Consider the following 12,787-nt stretch of genomic DNA (forward strand, 5'->3'; position numbering starts at 1 on the left):
ATTTGCCAATCAATAGACTTCGCCGGAGTTGTCAGGCAAAAGGCTTGCATAAACAACAATTGAGGCAAACAGGATCAGAAAACTACTAAGTCTGGCAGGTCTAATGCCAATCAATCAATCAATGATGAAAAAGGTAGATGCATTATGGCTTGAGTCGTCGCAATTAGCCTAAGCAGCTCGGGCGTCGCTTAAGACGCCTGCCATTCCAATTCAGGCAGACTCTGCCAGGCTTCGACAAGCAGGTCATTGAGTAATACTCTTTGTGAGTGATCAAGCCAATCGTCTTCTGCTAAGACTTCGGCAGTTAAATCGTCAAGGGACTGTCCCTCTTGACGGGCAATGTGAATGACACCAGCAATCGCCATGACCACCAGTTCTTCATCAACTGGTTGTTGACGTAGGGCGACTATTTCTTGTGGACTAGCTGGAATGGGATAATTCATACCTAACAAACAAGGGCACCCTTGACTATAACTAAACTGAAATCAATGTAAAGTATTTTTACGAATATTAAACAAGTCGATACTTGGAAGCTTAGCGTATTTTCACTACTGATTACCTCCGTCTCTCCTCTTAATGACATTTGTGATCACATAACCCCTATGAAAGAGATTTTGTACGTAGAAATCCCTACACCAGACACCAAGACTGTCTGCCACTGGTTGCAACAGGAATGGCAGCCTAAGCTCGGGGATAAGATAATCACGCCGGATGGTATCCGTCTGCAATGGGAGACTACTCCTGATGAGAATTCTAATCACAAGACTACAGTTGTAGTTTCTTTGATTCCAGAAATCTCGATTTTTGTGTGGTCCGTCCAGCGAACCACCTACCTCAAAGCCTTTCGTTGGTCCGAAAAGCCCCTGAGCGGCGAAACGCTAATTCTAAGACAGCTGACCGAGAGTCTTCGGGATCAATTCCCGTACCACTATCCAGAACCACCGGATGTAGAGTTATCTGAGCAATCTATCTTTGAAGCATTAGCACCCTATTATCCTCAGACTGTGCACTTTTTCCGGAAAATGCCTAGAGGAGAATATGACCTTAATCGAGTTTATTGGTGGGAAAAGCGCTGGCGTGAGGGGGTTCGTAACCCCCAGCAGCCCAAGCAGGTCCTGTTTAAGGAGTTGAAGGTTGAAAGTTCCCAACAGTTGAAGGTTGGCCAGTTGCAGGTTGAAGGTTCCCAACCGTTGAAGGTTGGCCAGTTGCAGGTTGAAGGTTCCCAACCGTTGAAGGTTGGCCAGTTGCAGGTTGAAGGTTCCCAAAACAACCTTGGCCAAAAGGCCACGCTACGCGAACAACCATCTAACCTTCAACCATCTAACCTTGGCCAAAAGGCCACGCTACGCGAACAACCATCTAACCTTCAACCATCTAACCTTGGCCAAAAGGCCACGCTACGCGAACAACCGACTAACCTTGAACCTTCAACCTCTAAGTACGACGTAATCTACATCGGTGGTGCCTTGGGAGTGATCCATGCTGCAACAATGGCGCAGCGGGGTTATCGGGTATTGCTGATTGAGCGGTTAACCTTTGGGCGGATGAACCGGGAATGGAATATTTCACGGGATGAGTTTCAAAGCCTGATTGATTTGGGTTTATTTACCCCAACTGAGTTTGAAGGGATTATTGGTAGGGAATACGTTGATGGATTCAATAAGTTCTTTGATAGCAACAACCCACCCCACTTGAAAGCAGCGATATTGCACACGCCAACGGTGCTCAATATCGCCATTGATTCTGCTAAATTTTTGCAACTGTGTGGGAAAAAGCTCACCAGTGCTGGGGGAGAAATCTGGGATGAGACAGAGTTTATCCAAGCAACTATCACCCCAGAGGAAGTTGTGGTGGAAGTGCAACACTTACCGACTAAATCTCACCGACAAGTGAGTGGTCGTCTGTTGGTGGATGCCATGGGAACGGCTTCACCAATTGCTTGGCAGCTCAATGGGGGTAGGGCGTTTAATAGTGTCTGTCCCACCGTGGGGGCTGTGATTGAGGGATTTGAGCCTCAGGTGTGGGATCCCGATTATGGTGATGTTCTCAATAGTCATGGGGATATTTCCCGGGGACGTCAGCTGATTTGGGAGTTGTTCCCTGGTGCAGGTGAGGAATTGACAATTTATTTGTTCCATTACCATCAGATACATCCTGAGAATCCCGGCTCTTTATTAGAAATGTATGAAGATTTCTTTACTATCTTACCGGAATACCGCCGATGTGATATAGAAAAGTTGGTGTGGAAGAAACCAACCTTTGGGTATATTCCCGGACATTTTACGGTCGGAAGTCGCGATCGCATTGTGGCCTTTGACCGACTGGTTGCCATTGGTGATGCTGCTTCCCTTCAGTCCCCCTTGGTGTTCACTGGCTTCGGTTCCTTAGTGCGTAACCTTTATCGCTTAACCGATCTCTTGGACACTGCCTTGCGGCATAATCTTTTGAGTGTTAAGGATTTAAATCAAATTCGCGCCTATCAAAGTAATATTGCTGTGACCTGGCTCTTTTCCCAGGGGATGATGGTACCAACAGGTCGTCATCTACCACCCCAGCGGATTAACTCCATGCTCAATACCTTCTTTGGATTGTTGGCAGATGAACCACCGGAGGTACCAGATACGTTTATTAAAGACCGTTTCAGTTGGTTAACCTTTAATCGACTGGCACTCAAAGCAGCTCGCCGAAACCCTGCCCTCATCCCCTGGATTTTGGAAATGGCTGGTGCTAAGGATTTCTTGCTTTGGGTAGGCAGTTACTTAAGTTTTACTAGCAATGCCTTGGTCAGCGGGTTGCTCAAAGGTTGGTTTCCCAGTCTAGTTCGACGGTTACAGCCCTGGCTTGAAAAGCGTTATCCACGGCTTTGGTTACAGTTGTTGGCTCAAAGTTATGCCATCACAGCTGGGATGGGGCGTCCTGAAAAAGTAAACCGTGAGCTCAAGTTCGATTGAATACTTATCATTGAAGGTTATTCGTTAATGGTTAATTAACGAATAACCAAGAAGGAAGATGATAATGAGTCAAAGAAAGAGTTTACTAATTGTCTGTCTAATTTTAATCGCTGTTGTCGGTGTTGTCATTAATGTCAAACTTTTGCAAGTTTGGAACTATAACACTGAAGGACATGATATTTACTATAGCTGGGTAGAAGGGAAGCGAATTTTATCGGGGGAAAATCCCTACGCTAGAGTCTTATCAGGAAATATGAGAGAGAATCAGAAGTATGCTACCTATTTCCCCCTTTTTTATTGGCTTTCAGCATTAACTCAATTATTAGGATTCCAAGACTACTCAGACTGGATTTCCCTATGGCGACCGATATTTTTAATGGTTAATATCGGTATTGCTGGTTTATTTTTTTATCATTTGTATAACCATAACCTCTTTATATTTGGCTGGTTTGCTGCTTTATTTTGGTTACTGAACCGATGGACGCTTTATGTTAGTATCGACGGCAACTTAGATTTCCTAGCTATATTTTTTCTGATTCTTTCCCTGATGTTACTGCCGAAACACAACAAGTCCACAGCTTTTTTGATGTTTAGCTTGTCTTTAGCGATTAAACAAATTGCTATCTTTTTACTACCACTTTATCTGATTTGGGCTTGGCAATCATCAGAGGATAATCCTGTAAAGGATACCTTCATCGCTTTGTTGTTAATACTTGTTATCCCTGGGATAACGTCACTACCATTTATCTTATGGAATGCAGAAGGATTCTTTAAATCGATTCTATTTTCAGCCACTAGAAATCCAGACGGACATGTTAATGCTCCTTCCTTAGATGGGTTAATTACATTATCAAATCCTGATTTCATTGGTATCAAAGCTAAGTTGCCAATGGTGTTGGTAATGAGTCTAGTATTTCTGAGTGCCATTAAGCGACAAATTGGCATCTATACTAGTGCTTTGCTCACGATGTCCGTATTTCTTGAATTCAATTCAGTAATATTTAACCAATATTTTTGTTGGGTCGTACCTTTGTTGCCTCTCGCTAGTTGCGAGATACTTCCTAAGAAGTACGCCAAATGAGATATCCTTCCCTCAAACGCGATGCTCGGTACGAGCCGCTACGCGATTGGCCGTAGGCCACGCTACGCGAACGCATCAAGATCCCAATACAATATATAGACTTTCCCTGTTGAGTGACAAATTTTGGTTTGTCCGTTGGGTCGAACATAGTGAAACCCAACATTGGCAATGGTTTTGTTCGGTTTAGCTACCGCTCCACCGCTACCTAAGTAAAACCGTTGATTTTAGGAGTAAAGTCAGTCAATCACCTCTAGCACTAGTCCCCTGCCCCCTCAAGGATGGAGCTATACAAACTTTCGTCCGCACCTCAAGGACTCAGAGAAAATCATTGGTGTGGTCAGCCTAAGTCTGGAAGTTTAGTTTGTGTAGTCACTACCTATCCGTTACATGCACCTATCCGTTGCCGCATTTATCCATCACCCTGTCAGCCGAAACCCTTACTTATACCGCACTTCGGAGGGATTAGTTATTTTTATACCAGATTTGTTAAGTATTGTGACCTTTCCCATGATATGATTACCTCTGGTTTGTGAAAACAAGCCAGATGACTGGACTAGCATTTGCTGCTACCGGTGAACTTGTCAGATGACCCTCTTGAGAAACCATTGACCATGGAGGAAAACACGCAAACAAGTTACTTGTCCCCTTCAACGAGTTCGTCAATGGAGGAGTATTACCAACTCAAACAAACTCTGTTGTTGGTCACCCTAGTCGCGACAGGGATTATTTTCATCTGTGTGTGGCTGGTTTACTCCCTCAACATTGCCTTGAATTATTTGATTGGGGCGTGTACTGGTATGGTTTACTTGAGAATGTTGGCTAAAGACGTAGAGCGGCTAAGCCAACAAAATAGGCGTCCGAGCACGGCTCGGTTTGCGGTTTTTATTGGGATAATTGTAGTAGCCAGTCAATGGCAAAAATTACAAATACTTCCTATATTTTTAGGGTTTCTGACGTACAAAGCCGCAATTATCGTCTATATCCTGCAAAGCCTAGTAAATCCTACCTCTAAGTAAGATTTATTTAAGTCGGATTTATTGGTAGGATAAACAGACGTTTCACCCTTGACAGAAATCTGGGTAAATCTCCAGAATGGAAATGATAAATGCTTTAAACGTTCTGAATTCTTTACCCCTTGCTTCCTTAGAAGTTGGTGAACACTTTTATTGGCGGATTGGCAATTTAACATTACACGGTCAGGTTTTTCTCACCTCCTGGGTAGTGATTGCTATTCTGGTAGTAGCTTCCCTTGCGGCAACTCGAAATGTCCAAATGGTTCCTGGCGGTATCCAAAATTTGATGGAGTACGCCCTAGAATTTTTGAGGGATTTAGCGAAAAACCAGCTAGGGGAAAAAGAATATCGCCCTTGGGTACCTTTTATCGGTACACTGTTTTTGTTTATCTTCGTGTCAAACTGGTCAGGAGCCCTAATTCCTTGGGGAATTATCGAGCTCCCATCCGGTGAGCTGGCAGCTCCTACCAATGACATCAATACCACCGTTGCCTTAGCCTTACTAACATCGTTGGCGTATTTTTACGCTGGTTTGAGCAAGAAGGGTTTAGGTTACTTCGCTGGCTATATTCAGCCAATACCAATCCTCTTGCCGATCAAGATTTTAGAAGACTTCACCAAGCCCCTCTCCCTAAGCTTCCGTTTATTTGGCAATATTCTGGCAGATGAATTGGTAGTAGCAGTGTTGGTGCTGCTAGTGCCTCTGTTTATCCCGTTGCCAATTATGGCGCTAGGTCTATTTACCAGTGCAATTCAAGCCCTGGTATTCGCTACCTTGGCAGCTGCCTACATTCACGAGGCAATAGAAGTCGAAGGCGAAGAACATTAAGGGATAACCTTATGATGGGAATGGCACGGTAGCCTTAAATTAGGAATAGTTGGAATTGATCACTCCTTCGGAGTTTCCTTCTGACTAGTAGCTCTGTATTTTGTTCTTTAATCACGGATAAGAAAAATAATCATGGATCCAATCATTGCTGCTGCTTCAGTTGTCGCTGCTGCTCTCGCTGTCGGTTTAGCTGCTATCGGCCCTGGTATCGGTCAAGGAAATGCTGCTGGTCAAGCTGTAGAAGGTATTGCTCGTCAGCCGGAAGCTGAAGGAAAAATTCGCGGTACTCTGCTGTTAACCTTGGCATTTATGGAATCCCTGACTATCTATGGTCTGGTAATTTCTCTGGTTCTGCTGTTTGCTAACCCATTTTCTTAGAACCTGATACTTTATGTAGAGACGTTGCAGGCAACGTCTCTACATGGTAGGTCTGATGCGGTGAATTGTTCGGTTTTATTCCGATTTGGGATTTGTAAAAAATGTTTGATTTTGATGCTACTCTGCCTCTGATGGCATTGCAGTTTCTAGTTTTGACAGTCGTATTAAATGCCATATTCTATAAGCCACTGACAAAAACGCTGGATGAGCGTGACGAATACATCCGGAATCAGGAATCTGATGCCAAAGAACGCTTGTCTAAAGCCGAAAAAATGGCTAAAGAGTATGAAGAACAGTTGGGTCAAGCCCGGAAGCAGTCTCAAGCTGTGATCGCTGCTGCTCAAGAAGATGCCAGAAAAATGGCAGCTCAAGCGGTCGCTGAAGCCCAACAAGAAGCTCAGGCTGAACGATCAAAAGCTCAAGAAGAAATTGATCAACAGAAACAGCAAGCAATGGCTTCCCTCGAACAACAAGTGGATGAGCTATCTGGCCAAATCTTAGAAAAATTGTTAGGGCCAGCGTTAGTAAGATAAATGGTGGCGTCTTGACCGCCTGACCCATATATTTACTAAAACTCCTAAGAGATTGGCGATGTGGGAGTACTGTCAAACTATTTCAAACTATTAATTATCTTGAGATAATTGTCTTGAGATAATTGTCTTGAAATAATTGTCTTGAGATAATTATCTTGAGAGTAGGTGGACAGGTCATAGCTTAGCAAGATTATGCGTTCAAAACAATTGTAAACGGATATGATGGGGAATTTAGTATTATTGGCAACAGAAGCTCATGGAGAAGGTGGTTTTGGATTAAACTTTAATATTCTTGAAACCAACCTAATCAACCTGAGTATTTTGTTGGGAGTACTCTACTACTTCGGAAGCAAATTAGTGGGAAACATTTTGAGTGAGCGACGCTCAAAAATTGAACAGGCGATTAAAGAAGTAGAAGCTCGTCAAAGACAAGGAGCCGAAGCCTTAGCAGATCAACAGCAGAAGTTAGCTCAAGCCCAAGTCGAGGCAGAAAACATTCGTGCTGCAGCAGAAGTTAATGCTAAAGCAGCTAAAGAGGCAATTTTGGCCGCTTCGGCTCAAGAGATTGAACGGATGAAAGAATCAGCAGTTCAGGATTTGAACTCCGAAAGGGAACGAGCCATGGCCGAACTACGCCAGCGAGTTGCTACTATGGCAATGGCTAAGGTTGATTCCCAACTAAGAGATACATTAGATAATTCCGCTCAACAACAATTAATTGACCGCAACATCGCTCTGTTGGGAGGTGGCTCATGAAAGGTGGTTTTTTGAGTGGCCAAGTACTCGAACCTTATGCAGAAGCGTTGCTCGATTTGGCTAAGTCCGATAGCGAACTCAAAGGCAAACTGAGTGAGGATGTAGATACTCTGCTGAGTCTTTTGAAAGAATCGCCGCAATTGCAGGAGTTTTTAGGCTCTCCTGTGGTCAGAGCTGAGGATAAAATCGGGGTGTTGCAACAAATTGCTGGGGATCAACTTCACCCCTACACCATGAATTTTTTGAGGATTCTAGTAGACCGTGGGCGCATTGCGTTTTTGGAAGGCATTTGCCTGAAGTACCAAGAACTTCTCAGGGAGTTAGATCAAACTGTTTTGGCTGAGGTCAGTTCAGCAATAGAACTTTCTGAAGCTCAGCAAGAATCAGTTCGTGAGAAAGTTAAGTCCCTCACGGGAGCCAATCAGGTAGAACTGGATACAAAAATTGACCCGGATGTAATTGGTGGTGTGATCATTAAAGTCGGGTCTCAGATATTTGATGCCAGTCTAAAAGGACAACTCCGTCGCATCGGTATGGCTCTGACTAGTTGAAGTACGTCACGTTGGTTGTTCGCCCCGTAGTCGGTGTAGGGTAAGTTAGTTGGTTCTCTGAGGCTTACCTTTTAGGGTAGGTTAGTTGCTTAAAGATTAACCCCTTGGGACATAACCTTGAACAGTCAACAGTCAACAGTAAACAGTTAATAGTTAACAGTAAACAATTAGTTAGTTAACGATAAAAACACATCATGATTAGCATTAGACCAGACGAAATTAGCAGCATTATTCGGCAGCAAATTCAAGGATATAACCAAGGTTTTGCCGTTTCCAACGTTGGAACGGTTTTGCAAGTTGGTGATGGTATTGCCCGGATTTATGGCTTGGAAAAGTGCATGGCTGGGGAACTGCTGGAGTTTGAAGATGGCACCGTTGGCATTGCCCAGAACTTAGAACAGGACAATGTGGGTGCAGTGCTGATGGGGGATGGTTTAAATATCCAGGAAGGTAGCTCGGTTACTGCTACTGGTAAAATTGCTCAGGTACCCGTCGGAGAGGCACTGATTGGTCGGGTAGTTGATGGCTTGGGTCGTCCCATTGATGGTAAGGGGGACATTCAAAGCACTGAATCCCGTCTGGTGGAATCCATGGCCCCAGGGATTATTGCGCGGCGTTCAGTTTGTGAACCCATGCAAACGGGAATCACCGCTATTGACGCTATGATTCCCGTTGGACGCGGTCAGCGGGAGTTGATTATCGGTGACCGACAAACCGGGAAAACTGCTATTGCTGTAGACACAATCATCAACCAGAAACAGGAAGATGTAATTTGTGTCTATGTTGCTATTGGTCAGAAGGCATCTACGGTAGCCCAAGTGGTGAATACCCTCCAGGAAAAAGGAGCATTAGACTACACTGTGGTCGTGGCAGCGAATGCCAATGACCCAGCTACTCTACAGTTCTTGGCTCCCTACACCGGTGCCTCGATTGCCGAGTACTTTATGTACAACGGTAAGGCAACCCTAGTGATTTATGATGACTTGTCTAAGCAAGCTCAAGCCTATCGCCAGATGTCCCTACTCCTGCGCCGTCCACCAGGACGGGAAGCTTATCCAGGAGATGTGTTCTACGTCCACTCCCGGTTGTTGGAACGGGCAGCTAAACTGAATGATGAACTGGGTGGTGGTAGTATGACCGCTCTGCCTATTATTGAAACTCAGGCTGGTGACGTATCAGCTTACATTCCGACTAATGTAATTTCTATTACTGATGGTCAAATCTTCCTCTCCTCTGACCTATTCAACTCTGGTGTCAGACCAGCGATTAACCCTGGTATCTCAGTGTCACGGGTAGGTTCTGCTGCCCAAACCAAGGCCATGAAGAAAGTGGCTGGTAAGTTGAAGCTAGAACTAGCCCAGTTTGACGACTTGCAAGCCTTTGCTCAGTTTGCCTCTGACTTGGATGCCGCAACCCAAGCTCAGTTGTCTCGGGGTCAGCGTTTACGGGAAGTGTTGAAGCAACCTCAGAATTCCCCCCTAGCTGTGTTTGAGCAAGTGGCAATCGTTTACGCTGGACTCAATGGCTATCTAGATGATGTGCCTACTGATAAGGTGACAACTTTTACTCAGGGACTGCGGGAGTACTTGAAAACCAGCAAGCCAGAGTACGTTGAGATCATCAAAAAGGAGAAGAAGCTCACTGATGAAGCCGAAAGCATTCTAAAGGAAGCGATCGCAGAATACAAACAGACCTTCCTAGTCTCCGCTTAACAGGTTAAAGATTAGTTTCGGTTGCAGGTTAGTTTCCGTTGCAGGTTGCAGGTTAGTTTCCGTTGCAGGTTAGTAGGTTGCAGGTTGCAGGTTAGTTTCCGTTGCAGGTTGCAGGTTAGTTTCCGTTGCAGGTTAGTAGGTTGCAGGTTCTCTAAAACACAGTCAACCTAGCCTACACCGAACGCCAAAGGCGAACAACCAGACAACCTTCAACCCGAGACAACCTTCAACCCGAGACAACCTTCAACCAGACAACCTTCAACCCGAGACAACCTTCATCCTTCATCCTTGAACAGATTATGCCTAATCTAAAAGATATTCGCGATCGCATTAAGTCAGTCAAAAATACCCGGAAAATCACCGAAGCGATGCGCCTTGTGGCTGCGGCTAAGGTACGTCGTGCTCAACAACAGGTAACTGCCACCCGTCCCTTTGCTGACCGCTTAACACAAGTTCTCTACGGTTTGCAAAACCGGATGCAGTTTGAAGATGCCAATCTGCCCCTACTAAAAGAACGGGAAATCAAGAATGTAGGCTTGCTCGTCGTTTCAGGGGATAGAGGACTATGTGGCGGTTACAATACTAACGTTATCAAGCGTGCCGAAAACCGTGCAAAGGAACTACAGGAAAAAGGGGTTGGCTACAAATATGTGCTAGTTGGACGAAAAGCTATTCAGTACTTCGAGCGCCGCGACCAGCCAATTGATGCCAAGTACACCGGTTTAGAACAGATTCCCACAGCATCAGAAGCATCTATGATTGCTGACCAACTCCTCTCCCTGTTTCTGTCTGAAACCGTAGACCGGGTGGAGTTGATATACACCAAATTCGTCTCATTGATTAGTTCTCGACCTGCGGTTCAAACCCTGCTACCCCTAACAGCTAAGGGACTAGAATCACAGGATGATGAGATCTTCAGATTAACCACTAAAGGTGGTGAGTTCAAGGTGGAGCGAGAGGTAGTCACAAGGACAAGTACCGAGACTTTCCCCCGTGACATGATTTTTGAACAAGACCCTGTCCAAATTCTGGATGCCCTGTTGCCTTTATATCTAAACAACCAGTTACTACGGGCCTTACAAGAGTCAGCAGCTAGTGAACTGGCTTGTCGGATGACAGCAATGAGTAATGCCAGTGATAATGCCTCGGAACTGACTGGTAAACTAACCCTAACCTACAACAAGGCACGGCAAGCGGCAATTACCCAGGAAATTCTGGAAGTTGTGGGTGGTGCTGAAGCACTCGGTTAATTTCATTTTATTTCATTTATTATCTTCACCTGCAAAGATTACCCGCGTCTGGAATTAACCAGGCGCATTTTTACTTTTTGCGAATTGTAAGCATTCAGCTAAAGGCCTTTGGCCACGCTACGCGAACAGCCGTCAGCCGTGAGCTTTTCGCTCACGCTGCGCGAACAGCTTATTTTATTCAAAAGCACCATTAGTAGCCTAAGCTATGGGCATAAACTGTTCCCTTAGCGTGGCCACAGACCTTTAGCATCTCAAGTAGCACCTCAAGTAGCGCATTAGCTGATAGCTGATAACTGATAGCTGACGGCTGAATGCTTACAGGATGATAGGGAAGAGCGGGTTAGCTCATAAAACAAGTGTAGGTCATGAAACAATTATGGAATCGGCAGCCGATTGAGATTAGGCATACAATATTGGCTGCTATTTTAGTATTAATTATAGTAAGTTTCTTTTATTTTGTAAAATTTGAAGGGAATATTACTGGCTTTTTCAGAATTGGGTCATTATTTCCTATTTCTCCTTATCTCAATAGTGATCAAGTATTGATTTATCAGGGAGAGCAGGGATATGATGGTCAACAGTTTCTAAGTATTGCCCTCGATCCATGGTTAGAAAACTCAGGGACAATAGAAGCCATTACTCCTCCGCAATATCGCTACAGAAGAATTCTGTATCCACTGCTAGGTTATCTATTAGGTTTTGGGAATCCCCAGCTAATTCCCTACGCAATGGTTGGGATTAACTGTCTAGCTATTATTCTCATAGTATTTGTGAGTAGTTTATATTTCAAACGATATAGTGGTAGAACTTGGCACTCACTCCTAGTTCTTTCTATACCAGGAATTTGGATGGTTTTATCTCTTTCAACAGCTGATTTAATCAGTAGCTTGCTGCTGGTAACAGCTATCTATTTTTATCGCAATGAAAAAGCGATTTACACAGCAATAGCGATCGCAGCTGCTTGTCTGACAAGGGAGACAATGCTATTAATGTGGTTGGCAATTTTATTAACCAGTATATGGGAGCGCAAAGGTCGGCAGCTGCAACATCTATTATGGGCTTGGATACCAGTAGCTGGGTGGGCTATCTATATTTTCTATCATCTAGAGGCTCAAGAGAATCTAGAAGGTAGTGAAAATTTTGGCTACCCCCTATTTGGCATAGGTCAAAAGCTGATTAATAGTCTCACAGGAGGACTAGGGGTAAAAAACCTGTTTGAAGCTTATTCATTTGCCTTATTAATAGCAGCTTTTTTAGTTACTATACTGCTAGCCAGTCATTCCCTGCGGGAAAACAAAGTTATCCTAATCAGTGCAATTATTTATGCTGTGCTATTTTCAATGACTAGCATGACTATCTTAGGGTATTATTTAGATTATTCTCGTGTATACCTAGATATCTATTTCTTACTATTACTCAGTAGCAGTTACTCACAACGCTATTTAAGCTATTTAAAAAATATCGTCATGGCTGGTGCCACGTTAGCAAGCATCACCTATTTACTTGCCCATTCATGAAACACCGGAAAGGTATAATGAAGATTTGGAAAAAATTTGATTTAGCGTTTGTATTTGAGATGTAAAATTTAACACGATAAATAAAGATATAATGTCAGGTGTACTTTGGGCTAAAAAGCGACATCATGAATAATATCAAGTCAGGTTGAATACCCTCAGCCCTGGTGCTAATGGTTTAGTAAATAGGAGCACTTCTGAAAATAAGCTTGATATTCA

Annotated in this window: 12 protein-coding genes; 11 read left to right on the plus strand and 1 reads right to left on the minus strand. The window is 44.0% G+C overall.

Annotated elements, in window-relative coordinates; all coding sequences use genetic code 11:
* Window positions 1-188: 188 nt before the first annotated feature.
* Entirely contained in the window at window positions 189-443 is a 255-nt protein-coding gene (locus tag BJP34_RS09415; RefSeq protein WP_070392125.1) for a hypothetical protein, read from the minus strand.
* Between the two features lie 159 nt (window positions 444-602).
* On the opposite strand from BJP34_RS09415, the gene BJP34_RS47250 reads away from it, so the two are divergent.
* The 11 genes from BJP34_RS47250 (at window position 603) to BJP34_RS09470 (ending at window position 12,571) form a co-directional block, all read left to right on the plus strand.
* Window positions 603-2,951 carry an NAD(P)/FAD-dependent oxidoreductase gene (locus BJP34_RS47250; protein ID WP_168166500.1) on the plus strand — a complete coding sequence of 783 codons (2,349 nt, stop codon included), beginning with the start codon at window positions 603-605 and terminating at the stop codon, window positions 2,949-2,951.
* Between the two features lie 64 nt (window positions 2,952-3,015).
* A complete protein-coding gene (locus BJP34_RS09425; RefSeq protein WP_083305074.1) occupies window positions 3,016-4,032 on the plus strand; it encodes a hypothetical protein in 1,017 nt (338 codons plus the stop codon).
* 611 nt (window positions 4,033-4,643) lie between these two features.
* Complete coding sequence (locus BJP34_RS09430) at window positions 4,644-5,048, plus strand: ATP synthase subunit I (RefSeq protein ID WP_418904120.1); 405 nt, start codon at window positions 4,644-4,646, stop codon at window positions 5,046-5,048.
* Window positions 5,049-5,124: 76 nt separating this feature from the next.
* Window positions 5,125-5,874 (plus strand): F0F1 ATP synthase subunit A, encoded by a 750-nt coding sequence (gene atpB, locus BJP34_RS09435; RefSeq protein ID WP_070392128.1) that lies wholly within the window; start codon window positions 5,125-5,127, stop codon window positions 5,872-5,874.
* Window positions 5,875-6,006: 132 nt separating this feature from the next.
* Window positions 6,007-6,252: an ATP synthase F0 subunit C gene (gene atpE / locus BJP34_RS09440; RefSeq protein WP_070392129.1), complete on the plus strand. Its 246-nt coding sequence runs from the start codon at window positions 6,007-6,009 to the stop codon at window positions 6,250-6,252.
* Between the two features lie 101 nt (window positions 6,253-6,353).
* Window positions 6,354-6,785, plus strand: coding sequence for a F0F1 ATP synthase subunit B' (locus tag BJP34_RS09445; RefSeq protein WP_070392130.1), 432 nt, complete (start codon window positions 6,354-6,356; stop codon window positions 6,783-6,785).
* A 222-nt stretch (window positions 6,786-7,007) separates the two neighbouring features.
* Window positions 7,008-7,541 (plus strand): F0F1 ATP synthase subunit B, encoded by a 534-nt coding sequence (locus tag BJP34_RS09450; RefSeq protein WP_070392131.1) that lies wholly within the window; start codon window positions 7,008-7,010, stop codon window positions 7,539-7,541.
* A complete protein-coding gene (atpH, locus tag BJP34_RS09455; protein WP_070392132.1) occupies window positions 7,538-8,092 on the plus strand; it encodes an ATP synthase F1 subunit delta in 555 nt (184 codons plus the stop codon). Before BJP34_RS09450 ends, atpH begins: the two co-directional genes overlap by 4 nt.
* A 194-nt stretch (window positions 8,093-8,286) precedes the next feature.
* Entirely contained in the window at window positions 8,287-9,804 is a 1,518-nt protein-coding gene (gene atpA, locus BJP34_RS09460) for a F0F1 ATP synthase subunit alpha (RefSeq protein WP_070392133.1), read from the plus strand.
* Between the two features lie 299 nt (window positions 9,805-10,103).
* A complete protein-coding gene (locus BJP34_RS09465) occupies window positions 10,104-11,054 on the plus strand; it encodes a F0F1 ATP synthase subunit gamma (protein ID WP_070392134.1) in 951 nt (316 codons plus the stop codon).
* A 365-nt stretch (window positions 11,055-11,419) separates the two neighbouring features.
* Window positions 11,420-12,571, plus strand: coding sequence for an AZOBR_p60025 family cell surface glycopolymer formation protein (locus tag BJP34_RS09470; RefSeq protein WP_070392135.1), 1,152 nt, complete (start codon window positions 11,420-11,422; stop codon window positions 12,569-12,571).
* Window positions 12,572-12,787 lie beyond the last annotated feature (216 nt).

It is taken from the genome of Moorena producens PAL-8-15-08-1, from assembly GCF_001767235.1.
GTDB lineage: Bacteria > Cyanobacteriota > Cyanobacteriia > Cyanobacteriales > Coleofasciculaceae > Moorena > Moorena producens_A.